We start from the raw sequence: 18,029 nt of genomic DNA on the forward strand, positions 1-18,029 counted from the left end.
CCTTCGTTTATAATTAGGCGCTCATTTTAACCGCGTATTCTGTTCAGCAAACAGGTTTTACGGACTCCACCAGTTCAGCCCGCATGTCATTTGATTTCAGCAAATCCCTAGCAAAACCCGGCCACAGGCTGGCACTCCCTGCCCTGCACGGCTCTTCCGACGCCTATGCGCTGGCACAGGCCGCCAGTGCTTTGAAGTCACAAAACAGGATGCTGACCGTATTCGTCGCCAACGCCGGTGACGCACAGCGCTTGCTGGACGAAATCCCGTGGTTTAACTCCGAACTGCATTGCCGCCTTTTACCGGACTGGGAAACGCTGCCCTACGACGCGTTTTCACCGCATCAGGATTTGGTATCCGAACGGCTGGCAACCTTGCACGAAATCCAGAATGGCCGCTGCGACGTGCTGCTTGCCCCCGCCAGCACTGCCTTGCTGCGCATGGCGCCGCCGTCTTTTCTGGCCGCCTATACCTTTTTCTTTAAAAAAGGTGACACGCTGGATGAGGCCAAACTCAAGACCCAGCTGACGCTGGCTGGCTATAATCACGTGAATCAGGTGATGTCGCCCGGCGAGTACTCGGTGCGCGGCGGGCTGATTGATCTGTTCCCCATGGGTTCCGCTCTGCCCTACCGGCTGGATTTGTTTGGCGACAGCATAGAAAGCATCAAGACCTTTGATGCAGACACCCAGCGCTCTATCTTCCCGGTACCGGAAGTCCGTTTGCTGCCGGGGCGCGAATTTCCTATGGATGAGCCTGCGCGCGCCGCCTTCCGCAGCCGCTGGCGCGAACAGTTTGAAGGCGATCCTTCACGCAGCGCCATCTACAAGGATATAGGTAACGGTATCGCGTCGGCTGGTATTGAGTATTATCTGCCACTGTTTTTTGAAGAAACAGCCACGCTGTTTGACTATCTGCCAGCGCATCCTTATTTCGCTTTACTGGGGGATATCGACGAAGCAATCAAACGCTTCTGGACCGATACCCGCTCACGCTATCAGTTCCTGAAATCCGACCGGGAACGCCCGGTGCTGCCGCCAGAAAGCGTCTTCCTGCGCGACGAAGATTTTTTCGCCATCCTCAAGCCACAGGCACGCTGGGTGCTGCCGGCAACGGACAAGGCGACACCCGCATCCGAGATTACCGCTTTCCTGCCGGATATCGCAGTCAACCGCCGTGCGGATGACCCGCTGACCAATCTGCGTGCATTTTTACTGCAGACCGATAAACGGGTCATGATTTGCGCCGAAACCGCAGGACGGCGCGAAACCCTGCAACAGTATTTCAATGAATTTGATATCGCGCTGACGCTGTGTGATGGCTATACCGATTTCATCACCGGCAGCGCCCGGCTGATGCTGGGCATCGCCCCTCTGCATGCCGGCTTTATGCTGGCCGAAGGTATCGCCTTTGTCACTGAAGCCGAGCTGTACGCAGGCAGCGGCAAACGCATAGGCAGAAAAAAACAGGAAGCTGTGACCCAGGTCGAACACATGGTGCGCGACCTGTCCGAGCTCAAAATCGGTGATCCGGTGGTGCACAGCAATCATGGTATCGGTCGCTACATGGGCCTGATCAGCATGGATCTGGGTGAAGGTGAAACGGAATTCCTGCACTTGGAATATGCCAAGGAAACCAAGCTGTATGTGCCGGTCGCACAATTGCACGTGATTTCGCGCTATTCCGGCGCTTCGCCCGAAGACGCACCGCTGCATAGTCTGGGTTCCGGGCAGTGGGAAAAAGCCAAACGCAAAGCGGCCCAGCAAATCCGCGACACCGCGGCAGAATTACTGAACCTGTATGCACGCAGAGCTACCCGTCAGGGACATGCATTTGAATTCTCGGCCAGAGATTATGAAAGCTTTGCAGAGAGTTTCGGTTTCGAAGAAACGCCGGATCAGGCGGCTGCGATCAATGCAGTGATCGCGGATATGACCTCAGGCAAACCGATGGACAGGCTGATCTGCGGCGATGTGGGCTTCGGTAAAACGGAAGTCGCGCTGCGCGCCGCCTTCGTTGCCGTGATGGGCGGTAAGCAGGTAGCGATCCTTGCGCCGACGACCCTGCTGGCGGAACAACATGCGCAGACGTTTGCCGACCGCTTTGCCAACTGGCCGGTGCGCATCGCCGAACTGTCGCGCTTCCGTACCGGCAAAGAAGTCAGTCTGGCCATCAAGGGCATGGGCGACGGCACCGTTGATATCGTGATTGGTACACATAAACTGCTGTCAGATGATGTGAAGTTTTCACGGCTGGGTCTGGTCATCATCGACGAAGAACACCGCTTTGGCGTGCGCCAGAAAGAAGCACTGAAAGCCTTGCGCGCCGAGGTTGATGTGCTCACGCTGACGGCAACGCCTATTCCGCGTACGCTGGGAATGGCGCTGGAAGGTTTGCGCGACTTTTCGATTATCGCCACCGCGCCGCAAAAACGGCTGGCCATCAAAACCTTTGTGCGCGGCGAGGATGATTCCGTGATCCGTGAAGCCTGTCTGCGCGAACTTAAACGCGGTGGTCAGGTGTATTTCCTGCACAATGAAGTGGAAACCATCCAAAACCGCAAAGCCATGCTGGAAACCTTGTTGCCAGAAGCGCGCGTGGTCATCGCGCATGGCCAGATGCATGAGCGCGATCTGGAAAAAGTGATGCGTGATTTTGTGGCGCAGCGCTTTAACATTCTGCTGTGTACCACGATTATTGAAACCGGTATCGACGTGCCGACCGCCAATACCATCATCATGCATCGTGCCGATAAATTCGGTCTGGCCCAGTTGCATCAGCTGCGCGGACGCGTTGGCCGCTCACACCATCAGGCCTATGCCTATTTGCTGGTGCATGATGTGCAGGGGCTGACCAAGCAGGCCAACCGCAGACTGGAAGCCATCCAGCAAATGGAAGAACTGGGCAGCGGCTTCTATCTGGCGATGCATGATCTGGAGATCCGTGGTGCCGGTGAAGTGCTGGGTGATAGCCAGTCTGGCGAAATGCATGAAATCGGCTTCCAGATGTACTCTGACATGCTCAATGAAGCAGTACGTTCGCTGAAAAACGGCAAGGAGCCCGATCTGGCTGCGCCTTTGCAAAGCACCACAGAAATCAATCTGCATATACCGGCGCTTTTGCCGAATGAATTCTGCGGCGATGTGCATGAGCGCCTGTCTATCTACAAGCGCCTGGCCAATTGCAGCAAACCGGCTGCGATTGACGACCTGCAAGAAGAATTAATCGACCGTTTCGGCAAATTGCCGGAACCGGTCAAATCCCTGCTGGAAACCCATCGTTTACGCGTTGCTGCCAAGCCGCTGGGCATTATCAAAATTGATGCCCACAGCGAAGCCGCCACCCTGCAATTTGAACCGCAACCGCCGATAGACGGCATGCGCATCATCGAACTGGTACAAAAAAACAAGCATATCCGCTTGAACGGACAGGATAAATTGCGCATCACCGCCAACATGCCTGATCTTGCCAGCCGCGTGACACAGATCAAACAGACAATCAAAGCTCTCCATTAACGCTGCCCATGAAAACACGACAACTGACGCTGCAAGGTCTGCACGCCATCACGACTGAGAATCAGGCACTGATTCAGCACATCGCCCAGAAAACCCAGACAAGCAATATCGTCACCCTCAATCCGCGCGCAGTTCGTATCCAGAATGCGCAAGCCGATGACAACTTGCTGGCAGAACTGCGTGAGCAATGCGATACAGCCCGCATCGACCTGACCGCGCTTGAGCAAAACATCCACCTGAGCGATTTCAAGCTGGTGGCAATGGATATGGATTCGACCTTAATCACGATTGAATGCATCGACGAAATCGCCGACATGCAGGGTCTGAAACCTCAGGTCGCCGAAATCACCGAAGCTGCGATGCGCGGGGAACTGGAGTTCCGGGACAGTCTGAAACGACGCGTCGCCTTATTGAAAGGACTGGACGCCTCCGCACTGCAAAAAGTCTATGATGAAAGACTGGAGCTCTCCCTTGGTGCAGATCACATGCTCAGTGTTATTCAGGCATCCGGCTTGAAAACATTGCTGGTATCAGGAGGTTTCACCTTTTTTACTGACCGTATGAAAACCCGTCTGAATCTGGACGTCACGCACTCCAATCAGCTCGAAATCATCGACGGCAAACTGACAGGCGAGATCATCGGCACGATTGTAGATGCCGATGAAAAGCGTCATACAGTGGAACGCGTCTGCGCTGAACTCGGCATCAGCACACAACAAGCGATCGTCATGGGTGACGGCGCCAATGATTTGAAGATGATGGGCGTTGCCGGTTTGTCCGTTGCATTCCGCGCCAAGCCTGTAGTGCGTGCGCAGGCAGACGTGGCGCTGAATGTCGTAGGGCTGGATGGGGTTCTGAATCTGTTCACCGATATCAGGCTTCCGGTGTAGATTCCGCCACACATGTACTTCTGACCGGGCTTTCAGAGAATTCTGAAAGCCTTTTTTGTTTGTCGCACTGAATTAGCATCAGGATGGTGAAACAAGAAAAAAATGCATGAATACATTTCAGGTGTGATTTCATACGGCAATCACGATAAGTATCTATACTTTTGAAAAGAAAAATAAATAGTACGAACGTTCGATTATTTCAGTTAAAATAATCCGGCACGTCCGGGCAAGATCCGGGCACGGATAAAACACACTATTTAAATCGCCGGGAGACATTCATGTTCGAAGAATTTATGGGCACCATGCCAGTTGCTGAGCGTCAGAAATTTGATATCGGCGCGCTGGCCGGCTACATGCGACAGCACGTCGAAGGATTCGATGCTTCTCTGGCCGATCAGCTGACAGTGGAACAGTTCAAAGGCGGCCAGTCTAATCCGACCTTCAAACTGACCGCGGGCAATCAGCGTTACGTGATGCGTGCCAAACCTGGTCCGGTTGCGAAATTACTTCCCTCAGCCCATGCGATCGAACGTGAATTCAAGGTGATGAATGCCCTGAATAAAGCCGGTTTTCCTGCCGCCAAACAATACGCCTTATGCGACGACGAGGCTGTGATAGGCCGCGCGTTTTATATCATGGAATTCGTCGACGGCCGCGTCTTGTGGGATCAGTCTCTGCCCGGTATGACGCCGCAGCAGCGCGGTGAAATTTATGACGAAATGAACCGCGTGATCGCCCAGTTGCATACCATCGACTACGCAGCCATCGGACTGGCAGATTATGGCAAACCCGGTAATTATTTTGCCCGCCAGATCGACCGCTGGACCAAGCAATACCGCGCTTCCGAAACTGAAAAAATCGAAGCAATGGATAAGCTGATCGACTGGCTCCCCAATAATATTCCTGAGGGCGACGACACCAGCATCGTGCATGGCGATTACCGGCTCGACAACATGATGTTCCACCCGACAGAACCACGGATTCTGGCGATCCTCGACTGGGAATTATCGACGCTGGGGCACCCGCTGGCAGACTTTTCCTACCATTGCATGAGTTGGCACGTCACTCCGGGACAATTCCGCGGTATTGCCGGACTTGATCACAAGGCGCTGGGCATTCCCAGCGAACAGGAATATATCGCCAGATATTGTGAGCGCACAGGCAAAACCATTCGTCAGGAAGACTTTAATTTTTACCTCGCCTATAACCTGTTCCGGATGGCAGGAATTTTACAAGGCATCATGAAACGTTATGTGGATGGTACGGCTTCCAGCGCCCAGGCCAAAAAATCCGGAGAAGCAGCCCGTCCTATGGCAGAACTCGGCTGGAGTTATGTAGAAAAAATGGCAGCTTAAGCATCCCACAGCATCAGATTTTATTTGGTTCGCAGCAGTTCACTTTTAAAACAACACCGCGGGAGACAACATGGAATTTGAATACTCGGATCGCTGTAAGGAATTGCAGGGAAAGCTGTTACGTTTCATGGATGAGCACATTTATCCAAATGAAAAAGCGTACAAGGAAGAAATCGACCGTAACGGCCAGGAGCGGGGAAACCGCTGGATTGCCACCCGCATTATCGAAGAACTGAAACCGAAAGCCCGCGAACAGGGTTTGTGGAATCTGTTTTTACCGAAATCTGTCCGCGCACCGGAAGGTTTGTCGAATCTCGATTACGCACCGTTATGCGAAATCATGGGTCGCGTCAGCTGGGCGCCGGAAGTATTTAACTGCTCTGCGCCGGATACCGGCAACATGGAAACCATTGAACGCTACGGCACCGAAGAGCACAAAAAGGAATGGCTGGAACCGCTGCTGCGTGGTGAAATCCGCTCTGCTTTTGCGATGACCGAACCTGGCGTTGCCTCATCGGATGCAACCAATGTGGAAACCCGCATCGAGCGTGATGGTGATCATTATGTAATCAACGGCCATAAATGGTGGATATCCGGTGCCGGCGATCCGCGTTGCGCTGTCTACATTCTGATGGGGAAAACCGATTTCAACGCGGCCCGCCACGCACAGCAATCGATGATACTGGTCGATGCAAAAACGCCGGGCATTACGGTGAAACGCCCTCTTCCTGTATTCGGCTATGACGATGCACCGCATGGTCATTGTGAAATCCTGTTTGAGAATGTGCGCGTACCGGCGTCCAACATCCTGCTCGGTGAAGGTCGTGGTTTTGAAATTGCGCAAGGCCGTCTTGGTCCCGGACGCATTCACCATTGCATGCGGGCCATCGGTGTGGCGGAACGGGCACTGGAGTTGATGTGCAAACGTCTGAACAGCCGCGTCGCATTTGGTAAAAAGATTTCAGAACAAAGCATCTGGCGTGAACGTATCGCGGAATCCCGTATTCAGATCGACACAGCCCGCCTGCTGACACTGAAAGCCGCTTATATGATGGATACCGTCGGCAACAAGCATGCCCAGGCTGAGATCGCAATGATCAAAGTCCTGGCACCCAATGTCACGCAGCAGGTACTGGACTGGGCGATTCAGGCGCATGGCGCTGGCGGGGTGTCCGGCGACTTCCCGCTGGCAGCACAATGGGCGGGCAACCGCACCCTGCGTCTGGCGGATGGTCCGGACGAAGTCCACCGCAATGCGATTGCCAAGCTGGAACTGGCAAAGCACATTGATCTGAAAGAAGATCTGGGCTTACCTATCACTCGCTCCTGATCTACATCACATAGTAATTCTGTCTTGCTCAACTCAAACAAAAAGGCGAAGAATATCTTCGCCTTTTTGCTGAGTAAGTCATCCTCCCTGCCGTATCAGTGCGCCTTTGCGTGCCAATACGACACCGCCACCGTCGCTGAAATCACAATCGCACAGCCAATCAGCGCCCGCAGACCCGGTGTTTCATGTAATACAAGATAGGCAACACCAATGCCATACACTGGCTCCAGCGAAGTCATCAGACTGGCAAACCGGGTGGAAACATGGCGCAGGCTATACATAAACAGACCATGCGAAATCGCCGTAAACACAACGCCCATCAGCACCAGCCCCCACCAGTCATACGCAGAAATCTGATTCAGACCGCCATCCACCAACACAAAAGGCAGCAAGCTGACTGTGGCGACACTGTTTTGCAAAAATGCCAGCCGGAATGGCGCAATGTGACCACCCTGCCAGCGGTTTGCCAATACCAGCAAGGCAAAACTCAATCCGGAAAAAACACCAAGCATGAGTCCGGCTATGGGGGATGTTTGTGCCACCTCTGCCGCGCCACCGGTATCACTGACCATGACAATCATGCCAATGACGACTGCCAATGCCGCATACCAGTCCCTGCCATCCCTTTGTTCCTTGAACAACCAGGGCTCCAGCCAGGTCACAAACAACGGGAAACTGGCAAAACCCATCAATCCATACGCCACCGGCGCCGCCTTCATTGCGGCAAAAAAACTCAGCCAGTGGACTGCCAGCATTGCACCGCACAGAATGACCGTTTTCGGCACCGCACGAAAAGAAAATTCGCGCTGAACCAGCAATAAAGGAATCAGGCTGAGACTGGCAAACAAGGTCCGCCCGAACACCAGCAACAACGACGAAACCACTAGCATCTTACTTAACACACCCGCACTGCCAAACAAAAATACGGCAAAATGCAACGCCACATAAGGCGCAATCGACCTGTCTTTCATTCACCCTCACACACTGCCAATCACAACGATGCGGCATGATGCCATCAATCCCGGCTTCCGGCGCGGCAATCCAGAGCGGATGAAAAATATTCACCGCTATTCACCATGCGGGCTGAGGCTCATCTGCCTGATACGCCGCTGTCTGCTCATCATCGCGACGCATATTCATCAGATAAAACCGCAATCAGCACAGCATGTTGCAGAGTTTATAAAAACATGCCGCCGGATGCCTCGATGCGCTGACCGTTAATCCAGCCGCAACCATCCGACAACAGCGCTGCAGCCACACCACCAATATCATCCGGCAAACCAGCGCGACCCAGCGCAGTCTGACTGGCGACAAACTGATTCAGTTGCGCATTATCCCTGACTACGCCACCGCCGAAATCAGTCGCAATCGCACCGGGCGCAATCACATTCGCCGCAATACCGCGTGCCCCCAGCTCTTTCGCCAGATATCTGGTCAGCACCTCGACCGCCCCTTTCATCGCCGCATAAGCTGCATGCCCGGGTAAGGAAAACCGCGCCAGTCCGCTTGACACATTGAGGATGCGACCGTGATCGGCAATCAGAGGTAACAGGCTTTGCGTGAGAAAAAACACGCCTTTGAAGTGGATATTCATCAGCTGGTCAAACTGCGCCTCACTGGTGTCAGCGAAGGCAATGTGTCCGCCGATACCGGCATTATTCATCAGATAATCAAACTGATGCCGCTGCCATTGCTGTGCCAGTACCTGTTGTAATTTTTCTGTAAATCCGGCAAAGCTGCCTATTGCCCCCGTGTCGAGCTGCAATGCCACGGCCCGTCGCCCCGACGCCTGTATTTCTGCCACTACGGCATGTGCATCCGCTTCCCTGCTCTGATATGTCAGGATGATATCGACACCCTGACGGGCTAAAGCGAGCGCTGTATTTTTTCCCAGCCCCCGGCTGCCGCCAGTGATCAGGGCGATTTTTTGCTCAGTCGATAATGTTGACCGCTCACTCTGGCCCACTACCGTCGTATTATTGGCATTGTCACTGATGCCCTGACTGGCACCGCTGTTCATGTTCGTGTTGCTCATGGCGTGTCCTCTGATGAGATTACCCATTCAAGATGGGATGGAGGCAGTCTATAAGCCGCATCCTCAATAATAAATAAGGAAAAAACGACTACACTGTTCATTTATTACGAACAATTAATACTGCATTCCTTACATTCTTCTGCCAAAGGTCAGCCTGATGAATCAATTTGAAGCCATGCACATTTTTGTACGGGTGGCAGAGCTGGGTAGTTTTACGCAGGCAGCCAATCAGACCGGATTACCGAAAGCCAGTATTTCCACCTCAGTCAGACAACTTGAAAACCTGTTGGGTACGCGTTTGCTGCACCGGACCACGCGCAGTGTGCAGATGACGGCGGATGGGCTGATTTTTTACGAGCGCTGTAAAGACATGCTGGCGGACATGGAGGAGTTGCAAACCCTGTTTCAGCAAGGTGCAAGCCAGATCAGCGGTCGTCTGAGGATGGATTTGCCGAGCGCCTTTGCACGCAATATCGTGATTCCGCGTCTGCCGGAATTTTTGCGCTTGCATCCCAGACTGGAAATCGAATTAAGCAGCACTGACCGGCTGGTCGATCTGATCCGGGAAGGCTTTGATTGTGTGATGCGTATCGGCAATCTGAGTGACAGCAACCTGATCGCCCGCCCGCTGGGAAAGCTGCGACAAATCAATTGTGCCAGCCCGGCTTATATTGCACAGCATGGTATGCCTGTCAGCTTGGCAGATCTCGGGCGGCACCAGCTGATTCATTACGCCAGCAATTTTGGCAGTAAGCCCGCAGGCTTTGAATACATGGAGGACGGCAAACTCAAGACCGTGGCCATGTCCGGCGCACTCACCGTGAATAACAGCGATGCCTATCAGGCCGCCTGCCTCGCTGGCTTTGGGATTACTCAGGCTCCTGCTATCGGTTCCAGAGAATTGATTGAACAAGGCCTGCTGATTGAAGTGCTGCCGGAGTTGTCCGCTGCCTCAATGCCGGTCTCGCTGCTGTATCCGGATCGCCGCCACCTGCCGAAACGGACGCAAAGCTGGATGAACTGGGTGGCAGCGATTGTCCAGCCGCATCTCGACCCATCCACAGAAAAAAACTGGCTGAATAAAAAAGCTGAATAAACAGGCTCCCGGTCTCAGCGGCACTGTCCGGCATGAGGATTCTGTGCGCGAAATGGCAAACCTCTGCATAATAAGCATCGGGGCACGCATCAAATCCGTATCCAATCCGCTTTACCGATACTTCACTATGGGAGCACACGATGATAGACGTTTATTCCTGGCCCACGCCGAATGGTCACAAAATCCACATCATGCTGGAAGAATGCGGCCTGGCATACCGTGCGATTCCGGTAGATATCGGTGCCGGGGATCAGTTTAAACCTGAGTTTCTCAACATTTCCCCGAATAATAAAATCCCCGCCATCGTTGATGCCGATGGTCCTGACGGCAAACCGATTTCGCTGTTTGAATCCGGTGCCATCCTGCTCTATCTGGCTGGGAAAACGGGGCAATTCCTCGGTAATACAGTCAGGGAAAAGTACGAAACCCTGCAATGGCTGATGTTTCAGATGGGAGGTTTTGGCCCGATGCTCGGCCAGGCACATCATTTCCGGATTTATGCACCGGAACCCATCCCTTATGCGATTGAGCGTTACACCAACGAAGCAAAGCGCTTGTACGCAGTGATCGATCACCGGCTGTCCCAGTCAGACTACCTGGCTGGCGACACCTACACGATTGCCGATATTGCTGTCTTCGCATGGAGCAGGTCTTTCGCCAATCAGGGCATAGACTGGGCTGATTTTCCACACGCGAAACGCTGGTTCGATGTGATCAGCGCCCGCCCGGCAGTACAACGGGGGCTCTCCGTGCTGGCGGATCTGCGCAAACCATTGGACAACACGCTGGCAAAAGATATTCTGTTTGGTAAAACGCAATATGCCAGAAAATGATTGCAATAACTTCTTTCTTGTGAGGAATCTGACTGTTTCCCACCTGCTGACCGGATTGACTGTATGCGCCGACCTGTAAAACGCCCTCGCCTCAAACTTGCTGCTGAAAGTCAGCGCTTGTCCAACCTTGCACTCGCAGTGGCACAGTCTGCCAGCCGGCTGGAAGACCTCGCATGGCAGGAAAAGCTGGATGCCAGTGTGGCAAAGAATCTGCGTCTGCACCATCAGGATCTGCTCGATGACGCAGCAGAACATCTGTTCACCACCCATCCCAATGCTTATGAAGTGTTTGTTGAAACACTCGAAACCTGCAGCACCAGCGCAGAATTGGATAATCAGGGGAAAAAATATCAGGCTTTGCTCATTGCTGCACCAGTGCTTGCCTGGACCCGGTTTGAAATTGCCTCCGGCATGATTCCTGCAGAACTGACCGACATACTGAGTACGCAGCTCAAAACCGATTTCCTGACACCTCAGGCAAGCCTGCGCTTATTGCCGCATCTGTATTCGATCGATCAGTTACCCCGTAACCATTGCGAGACTTATGCCGTGATGGAGAAGCAAGCGCTGAGCCTGCTGAAAGGACAGCCTTGCGCCATGGATACCGACCGCGCGCAAACTGTGCCGTTTCTGGCTGATATCCGCTATGTGCTCGGGGTTGTCGTGGCTCCGGTGCATGAGCCGCTGTTTCTGTGGCAGACCATCGAGGCACCTTATGACTGCGCTCAGGCGAAAAGTGACGCCCTGCTCGTCTGGGAATCCCACGCCGCCACGAGTTTTAAACAGCTGCTTCCCGGATGCGGCACAGAGCTGTTGCTGCCGGAAGCTTTTTATACCGCCTGCCGTGAAGCAGATATCCGGATACGCCCGGTCTCTGTCCGTTCAGCAGTCTTTTATCTGGCGCAGACACTGAATAAGGAAGCGGATCAGTTCAGCGTCATCATTGCCTCCTTCGGCGCACAGGAAACGCCCGGACAGGTCGATGAATTCCGCCTCAGCTTCTGCCTGAAAGATGCCCCCGAAGTCATCTATGGCGTAGTCTGGCCGCTGTATCAGGCAGAAGACCAGGCAAATGCGGTCAGCACGGATGAACACGGCAGTCTGACTGGCGACATTCCGGAAATACTGACCGAATCCGGCATCACCAGCATCAAACAGACCGAAGAAATCTTTGCGATGGAATTTTGCGACGATTGCGGTATCCCGTTATTTGCCGATCAGGAAGGCGAACTGGTGCACCCCGAAATGCCTGAAAACACTCCCGCTCCAGGTACTGCGCATTTTCACTGACAGTCTGCCAGACAGCGGCCAATACCTCTGGTGCCGGCGGCAAAACAACATTTTTCAGCGCACTGTTTTTGTCAGTCACCATTTTTCAAATCCGTTGTACAATACTTTTGAACGATCGTGCTTTTTTATTGAAAACATCATGATCTGGCTGCTCCGGAAGCGATTCACCGCACACCCGGATCAGCGGGTTCGGTCGTGAGGCAGGTATCTACAACAGGAGACAACATGGATTTGAATTACTCAGCAGAAGATCTGGCATTCCGCGATCAGGTACGCAGCTACCTGGAAGCAAACCTGCCATCCGATCTGCAGCACAAAGTACTGAACCATAAGCGCATGTCGAAAGAAGATTATGTGCGCTGGCATAAGATTCTTGCCAAACAAGGCTGGGTAGGCACAGGCTGGCCAACCCAATACGGCGGCACAGGCTGGACACCGGCTCAGCGCCATATTTTTGAAGAAGAATGCGCCCGCATCGGCACTCCTGCCATCCTGCCCTTCGGGGTCAACATGGTGGCACCGGTCATCATGGCTTTTGGCAATCAGGCACAAAAAGATTATTACCTGCCCCGCATTCTGAATTGCGACGACTGGTGGTGCCAGGGTTATTCCGAACCCGGTTCGGGCTCGGATCTTGCATCGCTCAAAACCCGCGCAGAACGCGATGGCGATCATTACATCGTGAATGGGCAGAAAACATGGACAACGCTGGCACAGCATGCCGACATGATTTTCTGCCTCGTGCGGACAGATCCGAATGCGCGCAAACAGGAAGGCATTTCGTTCCTGCTGATCGATATGAAAACTCCGGGCATCACAGTCCGTCCTATCATTATGCTTGACGAAGACCACGAAGTGAATGAAGTCTTTTTCGACAATGTGAAAGTTCCGGTACAAAACCTGATCGGCGAAGAAAACAAGGGCTGGACCTATGCCAAATATCTGCTGGGACACGAGCGGACCAATATTGCTGCCGTTGGCCGCGCCAAGCGCGAGCTGCAATTCCTGAAGCGGGTCGCGGCCAAGCATCAGAAAAATGGACAGCCGCTGATTCAAGACCCGGTCTATGCCGGCAAAGTTGCGACGCTGGAAATTGAAATCATGGCGCTGGAGATCACCGTCCTGCGCGTGATTTCACAGGACAGCGGCCGCCCGGGTCCGGAAGCATCCCTGCTGAAAATCAAAGGCACCGAAATCCAGCAACGTCTGACGGAGCTGATGGTGGAGGCAGTCGGCCCGTACGCCCAGCCATTCGATCCTGCCTTCCTCGAAGGAGAAACAGAACACAGCATCATGAGCGATGACGATGCGGCAGCTCTGGCGCCTTACTATTTTAATTTCCGTAAAACCTCCATTTATGGCGGCTCTAACGAGATACAGAAAAACATCATTACCCAAATGATTTTAGGACTTTGAGGAGACCAGCATGGATTTCACATTAACTCAGGAACAAACCCAGTTTGCTGAAGCAATCCGTCGCTGGACGGAAAAAGATTACGGTTTTGAACACCGCAAACGGATCATTGAATCTCCTGCCGGTGTATCCGCAGAAGCCTGGGCTGCACTGGCGGAACTGGGGGCGCTGGCACTGCCGGTACCCGAAGATCAGGGTGGCTTTAATGGTTCTGCGATTGATCTGATGGTGGTCATGCAGGAGCTCGGACGCGGCCTGGTCATTGAACCGTACTTTTCAACGGTGCTGGGCGCCGAGTTTTTAAAGCGTGCCAAAGCCCATTTCGATGTACTGGAACAAGTCGCCACCGGCGAAATCCGTCTGGCAACTGCGCTGCATGAGCAGCAATCACGCCATGACCTATCGGATATCTGCATGACAGCAGAAAAAACCACGGACGGTTACCGTCTGAACGGTAAAAAAACCATCGTGCTGCATGGTGCGCAGGCTGACAAGCTGATCGTTTCAGCCCGCAGCAGCGGCCAGCAACGGGATAAATCCGGCATATTGCTGTTCCTGGTCGATGCAGATGCGGCTGGCATCACGCGTCATGATTACCGGACGATCGATGGACAACGTGCAGCCGATATCATCTTTGAGCAGGTGAATATCCCTGCCATGGCAATGCTCGGGCGCGAAGACGGCGGCTGGGAGCTGCTCGATGCCGTCTCAGATTACGGTGTTTCGCTGCTGTGTTCGGAGGCGATCGGCATCATGGAAACTACCATAGCCGCCACGCTGGAATACCTGAAAACACGCCAGCAATTCGGCGTTCCGATTGGCAAATTCCAAGTGCTGCAACACCGGATGGCAGATATGTTCATGGAAATGGAACAAGCCCGCTCCATGGCGACACTGGCGGCGGTAAAAGTCTCATCCGACAGCACGGAAGAGCGTCGCCGCACCTTGTCTGCGGCAAAAGCCCGCATCGGCCAAGCCGCACGTTATATCGGCCAGCAAGCCGTGCAACTGCATGGCGGCATGGGCGTCACTAATGAACTGCCTGTCGCCCATATGTTCAAGCGTCTGACCATGATTGAGTTGTCACTGGGTGATACAGATCATCATCTGGCACGTTTTGTGGCACAGCCGGGTTTTAAGAACGCAGCCTGACGTACAAAAAAATCCCGGCGCTGTTCGGGATTTTTTTTGCATATCAACCGCATTCCATTCATTCGCCTTAGCAATGTTTGACGGATACCGCATCACTCTTCATAGAGTTCGTTAACATTGCCTGATAAAAAAGGAAGTCACTATGGCAGATAAGATTTTAAGCTGGTATTTCGAAGATTTCGTTCCCGGAAATATTATCCAACTGGGGCAGCGTACCGTCAGCGAGGATGAGATTATTGAATTTGCTGAAAAGTTCGACCCGCAATCGTTTCATGTCGATAAGGAAGCGGCCAAAAATTCTATTTTTGGCGGAGTGATTGCCAGCGGCTGGCATACCTGCAGCATGATCATGCGCATGGTGGTCGATGGATTTATTGCCGATTCTTCCAGTATGGGTTCACCCGGTGTGGATGAGGTGCGCTGGATTCTGCCCGTACGTCCGGGCGATACGCTGACAGTCACGGCAGAAACCGTTGCCAGCATTCCATCCAGCTCCAAACCGGATCGCGGCGTCGTGCATACGGTCTGGAAAGCGGTGAATCAAGACGGTAAAACAGTCTGCACCATCAAAGGCATGGGTATGTTTGGCCGCCGCCCGGCGTCTGTTGAAAGGAATTAACATGCGCGAAATTCACAGTCTTGAAGAACTCAAAAGTCTGGTCGGGCAACCACTCGCCACATCGGAATGGGTCAGCATCGAACAGGAACGCATCAATCAGTTCGCGGAAGCGACCGGCGATCATCAGTGGATTCATCTCGACATAGAACGCGCGAAAAAAGAATCGCCGTTCGGAGGAACGATTGCACACGGATTTCTCACCTTATCCCTGCTGCCAATGCTGATGGGTAATGCAATACGGCTGACCTATGTCAAAATGGGCGTCAATTATGGCTTAAACAAAGTCCGGTTTCCGGCGCCGGTTCCTGCCGGAAGCCGCGTGCGTGGACATATCAAGCTGCTGCAGGTTGACGATATCAAGGATGGCGCCCAGATGATCTGGGAAGTCACGATTGAAAGAGAGGGTTCCGAAAAACCCGTGTGCATCGCCGAGTCGATTTCACGTAGCTATTGAGCTCAGCTTTACTGGAAATCGCCGGACAGGTTAAGCGGGAAACAAGCCAACACCGGTGATGTCCCGCTTATTCCGGCCAAGTCTTACCAATGAGAAAACGGGTGCTGCAACAGGCTGGCATTCGCATAACGATGATCATGACTGACGTCTTCTCCCAGCCACACCGGCCGGTCGAATAACTGTGATTCGCTTTCCAGTTCCACCTCTGCCACCACCAGTCCGGCGTTATCGCCCAAAAATTCATCGATTTCCCAAATCAGACCACCGATTGGCAGGCGGTAGCGGTATTTTTCGATCAGTGGTTTCTGACATAATTCATCCAGCAGCGAACGGGCATCGGCAACGGGAATCGGGTACTCCCATTCTGCACGGCGTATACCCGTTGTCATTCCCTTGATGGTCAGCATTGCTGCATCCCCGTCAATCCTGACCCGCACGATACGGCCGAGTTCTGCGCTGATATAGCCCTGGCATAACAAAGAACGGGTAGCGCCCAGTTTCCACTGTTCTCCCTGCACTAAAAATTTACGTTCGATCTCTATGCCCATTGTCTGTCCTTATGCATGATTCCAGAATCCCGAATCTGAGTTTGAAAAATGGTATTGTGCCCGCTTTACTCGCGTTTCTCTGCACAATCACACCCTGATTCAAAGAAAAAAAGGACACCGCGGTGTCCTTTTTTCTGATCTTACCTGATTGATCAGTGACTGAGGGAAGCGAGGATAGGCTGCAACATCGCCTCTCCCAGCCGCATGCTGCGCGCGCCATCCCAGCCAACCACGGCATCCGGCAGATTGTCGTTGTCTTTAAACGGCAATTCCAGGGTAAGTGAAACACATTTGAACGTATGCCCAATGTATTTGGATGCCAGCTTCAGCACATCAGCGTTATATTTGGATGCTTCATAACCGTACCGGGTCTGAAAATCCGGGCTGGCCTGACAAAAGCTGTCCACAAAAACCTGCTGCTCCCTGGCCTGTTGCTCCGTGAAACCATCAATCATTTCACTACCGGCAACGAACACATAAGGAAGCGCCTCATCACCGTGAATATCGAGAAATAAATCACAGCCAGTTTCATGAATTTTATTCCGGACATGGAAGACTTCCGGACTGGTTTCCAGCGACGGTGTCATCCATTCGCGGTTCAGATTAGCGCCGGCGGCATTGGTGCGCAGATTACCGCGCGCAGCACCATCCGGATTCATGTTCGGCACAATATACAAAACAGCCTGATCCAGTATTTTCCGCGCAATCGGATTTGCCGGATCAAGCAAGGCATTCAGCGTCCCTTCCACCAGCCATTCCGCCATCGTTTCTCCGGGATGCTGACGGGCGATAATCCAGACCTTTTTTGCCGCCGCCGGGTCACCGACCACGACCAAGTTCAGGTCACGTCCATCGACGGTATTTCCCAGATCCTCCACCCGCGCCAAAGGCGACTGTTCAACGCTGCCAAGCAATGCCAGATGGCGTTCCCAGCTATATGGCTCAAAATAGGCGTAATACACGCTGTCGCATTCCGGTGTATGACGGATGGTCATGACCTGACCATCAAATTCCGTCTCCACCCGGAACCAGTTCTCCCGGTCATAGCTGGCAACCGCTTTGTAATTTTCCCATCCCTTTGCATACGTTGACTGGCCTGCATTCAAGATACGCATAACCGCCTGCTGACCACGCGCCCCCTGCAAACGGAAATGAAACCACTGCCAGATATCTGCGTGAGAATCTTTACGCAAATTCAGTTCAATTTCTCCGACCTGTTCCGCCTTGATGACTTCAATTGCACCTGCATCAAAATATTGGCTGATTTTTATGGACATGATTTTTATCTGTGTTTTTAAATCCCCACCGCCGGTTACACCCAATCAGGCAAACCGGCAACCTGTGTAAACCGCTATTTTCACAGTTTTCAGAGAAATATGAAAATAATTTAGCCAACAACACCGAGGTATTTTATAAATTTTTTTCAAAATTCAGATAATTCAGATAATAATCCGTCAGAAATACCAACAGACAGCATCAGACAGCTTCAGAACAACGC

15 protein-coding genes are annotated in these 18,029 nt (G+C 52.9%); 11 read left to right on the forward strand and 4 right to left on the reverse strand.

The window, feature by feature from the left end; all coding sequences use genetic code 11:
* Nucleotides 1-83 precede the first annotated feature (83 nt).
* The 4 genes from mfd (at nucleotide 84) to H8K27_RS12460 (ending at nucleotide 7,090) form a co-directional block, all read left to right on the forward strand.
* The gene (gene mfd / locus H8K27_RS12445; RefSeq protein WP_186863516.1) at nucleotides 84-3,515 is read left to right on the forward strand and encodes a transcription-repair coupling factor; all 3,432 of its coding nucleotides are present in this window, start codon (nucleotides 84-86) and stop codon (nucleotides 3,513-3,515) included.
* Between the two features lie 8 nt (nucleotides 3,516-3,523).
* A complete protein-coding gene (gene serB / locus H8K27_RS12450) occupies nucleotides 3,524-4,405 on the forward strand; it encodes a phosphoserine phosphatase SerB (RefSeq protein ID WP_186863517.1) in 882 nt (293 codons plus the stop codon).
* Between the two features lie 278 nt (nucleotides 4,406-4,683).
* Nucleotides 4,684-5,760: a phosphotransferase family protein gene (locus H8K27_RS12455; RefSeq protein ID WP_186863518.1), complete on the forward strand. Its 1,077-nt coding sequence runs from the start codon at nucleotides 4,684-4,686 to the stop codon at nucleotides 5,758-5,760.
* Between the two features lie 70 nt (nucleotides 5,761-5,830).
* Nucleotides 5,831-7,090 carry an acyl-CoA dehydrogenase family protein gene (locus tag H8K27_RS12460; protein WP_186863519.1) on the forward strand — a complete coding sequence of 420 codons (1,260 nt, stop codon included), beginning with the start codon at nucleotides 5,831-5,833 and terminating at the stop codon, nucleotides 7,088-7,090.
* A 95-nt stretch (nucleotides 7,091-7,185) separates the two neighbouring features.
* On the opposite strand, the gene H8K27_RS12465 is transcribed toward H8K27_RS12460, so the two are convergent.
* Nucleotides 7,186-8,061: a DMT family transporter gene (locus tag H8K27_RS12465; RefSeq protein ID WP_186863520.1), complete on the reverse strand. Its 876-nt coding sequence runs from the start codon at nucleotides 8,059-8,061 to the stop codon at nucleotides 7,186-7,188.
* A gap of 206 nt (nucleotides 8,062-8,267) precedes the next feature.
* Nucleotides 8,268-9,125: an SDR family NAD(P)-dependent oxidoreductase gene (locus H8K27_RS12470; protein WP_230419275.1), complete on the reverse strand. Its 858-nt coding sequence runs from the start codon at nucleotides 9,123-9,125 to the stop codon at nucleotides 8,268-8,270.
* A 154-nt stretch (nucleotides 9,126-9,279) separates the two neighbouring features.
* Here H8K27_RS12470 and H8K27_RS12475 point away from each other — a divergent pair, with 154 nt between their 5' ends.
* The 7 genes from H8K27_RS12475 (at nucleotide 9,280) to H8K27_RS12505 (ending at nucleotide 15,983) form a co-directional block, all read left to right on the forward strand.
* Nucleotides 9,280-10,221: a LysR family transcriptional regulator gene (locus H8K27_RS12475; RefSeq protein ID WP_222610678.1), complete on the forward strand. Its 942-nt coding sequence runs from the start codon at nucleotides 9,280-9,282 to the stop codon at nucleotides 10,219-10,221.
* A gap of 140 nt (nucleotides 10,222-10,361) precedes the next feature.
* Nucleotides 10,362-11,054: a glutathione binding-like protein gene (locus H8K27_RS12480; RefSeq protein ID WP_186863522.1), complete on the forward strand. Its 693-nt coding sequence runs from the start codon at nucleotides 10,362-10,364 to the stop codon at nucleotides 11,052-11,054.
* A gap of 63 nt (nucleotides 11,055-11,117) precedes the next feature.
* The gene (locus tag H8K27_RS12485) at nucleotides 11,118-12,344 is read left to right on the forward strand and encodes a DUF2863 family protein (protein ID WP_186863523.1); all 1,227 of its coding nucleotides are present in this window, start codon (nucleotides 11,118-11,120) and stop codon (nucleotides 12,342-12,344) included.
* A 225-nt stretch (nucleotides 12,345-12,569) separates the two neighbouring features.
* Nucleotides 12,570-13,760 (forward strand): acyl-CoA dehydrogenase family protein, encoded by a 1,191-nt coding sequence (locus H8K27_RS12490; protein WP_186863524.1) that lies wholly within the window; start codon nucleotides 12,570-12,572, stop codon nucleotides 13,758-13,760.
* 10 nt (nucleotides 13,761-13,770) lie between these two features.
* On the forward strand, nucleotides 13,771-14,910 hold the full coding sequence (locus tag H8K27_RS12495) for an acyl-CoA dehydrogenase family protein (RefSeq protein WP_186863525.1): 1,140 nt from the start codon (nucleotides 13,771-13,773) through the stop codon (nucleotides 14,908-14,910).
* 142 nt (nucleotides 14,911-15,052) lie between these two features.
* Nucleotides 15,053-15,529, forward strand: coding sequence for a MaoC family dehydratase (locus tag H8K27_RS12500; protein ID WP_186863526.1), 477 nt, complete (start codon nucleotides 15,053-15,055; stop codon nucleotides 15,527-15,529).
* 1 nt (nucleotide 15,530) lies between these two features.
* Nucleotides 15,531-15,983, forward strand: a complete 453-nt coding sequence (locus tag H8K27_RS12505; protein ID WP_186863527.1) for a MaoC family dehydratase — start codon at nucleotides 15,531-15,533, stop codon at nucleotides 15,981-15,983.
* Between the two features lie 83 nt (nucleotides 15,984-16,066).
* Here the strand turns inward: H8K27_RS12505 and H8K27_RS12510 are convergent, their stop codons facing one another.
* On the reverse strand, nucleotides 16,067-16,531 hold the full coding sequence (locus H8K27_RS12510) for a CYTH domain-containing protein (protein ID WP_186863528.1): 465 nt from the start codon (nucleotides 16,529-16,531) through the stop codon (nucleotides 16,067-16,069).
* Nucleotides 16,532-16,683: 152 nt separating this feature from the next.
* Nucleotides 16,684-17,808 (reverse strand): M14 family metallopeptidase, encoded by a 1,125-nt coding sequence (locus H8K27_RS12515; protein ID WP_186863529.1) that lies wholly within the window; start codon nucleotides 17,806-17,808, stop codon nucleotides 16,684-16,686.
* Between the last annotated feature and the right edge of the window lie 221 nt (nucleotides 17,809-18,029).

The sequence above is a fragment of the Cognatundibacterium griseum genome, from assembly GCF_014284195.1.
Lineage (GTDB): Bacteria > Pseudomonadota > Gammaproteobacteria > Burkholderiales > Burkholderiaceae_D > Undibacterium > Undibacterium griseum.

What these genes read in the sequence shown, in the direction of transcription:
- mfd (WP_186863516.1), top strand. Translation starts at nt 84, where the DNA reads ATGTCATTTGATTTCAGCAAATCCCTAGCAAAACCCGGCCACAGGCTG.
- serB (WP_186863517.1), top strand. Translation starts at nt 3,524, where the DNA reads ATGAAAACACGACAACTGACGCTGCAAGGTCTGCACGCCATCACGACT.
- H8K27_RS12455 (WP_186863518.1), top strand. Translation starts at nt 4,684, where the DNA reads ATGTTCGAAGAATTTATGGGCACCATGCCAGTTGCTGAGCGTCAGAAA.
- H8K27_RS12460 (WP_186863519.1), top strand. Translation starts at nt 5,831, where the DNA reads ATGGAATTTGAATACTCGGATCGCTGTAAGGAATTGCAGGGAAAGCTG.
- H8K27_RS12465 (WP_186863520.1), bottom strand. Translation starts at nt 8,061, where the DNA reads ATGAAAGACAGGTCGATTGCGCCTTATGTGGCGTTGCATTTTGCCGTA.
- H8K27_RS12470 (WP_230419275.1), bottom strand. Translation starts at nt 9,125, where the DNA reads ATGAGCAACACGAACATGAACAGCGGTGCCAGTCAGGGCATCAGTGAC.
- H8K27_RS12480 (WP_186863522.1), top strand. Translation starts at nt 10,362, where the DNA reads ATGATAGACGTTTATTCCTGGCCCACGCCGAATGGTCACAAAATCCAC.
- H8K27_RS12485 (WP_186863523.1), top strand. Translation starts at nt 11,118, where the DNA reads ATGCGCCGACCTGTAAAACGCCCTCGCCTCAAACTTGCTGCTGAAAGT.
- H8K27_RS12490 (WP_186863524.1), top strand. Translation starts at nt 12,570, where the DNA reads ATGGATTTGAATTACTCAGCAGAAGATCTGGCATTCCGCGATCAGGTA.
- H8K27_RS12495 (WP_186863525.1), top strand. Translation starts at nt 13,771, where the DNA reads ATGGATTTCACATTAACTCAGGAACAAACCCAGTTTGCTGAAGCAATC.
- H8K27_RS12500 (WP_186863526.1), top strand. Translation starts at nt 15,053, where the DNA reads ATGGCAGATAAGATTTTAAGCTGGTATTTCGAAGATTTCGTTCCCGGA.
- H8K27_RS12505 (WP_186863527.1), top strand. Translation starts at nt 15,531, where the DNA reads ATGCGCGAAATTCACAGTCTTGAAGAACTCAAAAGTCTGGTCGGGCAA.
- H8K27_RS12510 (WP_186863528.1), bottom strand. Translation starts at nt 16,531, where the DNA reads ATGGGCATAGAGATCGAACGTAAATTTTTAGTGCAGGGAGAACAGTGG.
- H8K27_RS12515 (WP_186863529.1), bottom strand. Translation starts at nt 17,808, where the DNA reads ATGTCCATAAAAATCAGCCAATATTTTGATGCAGGTGCAATTGAAGTC.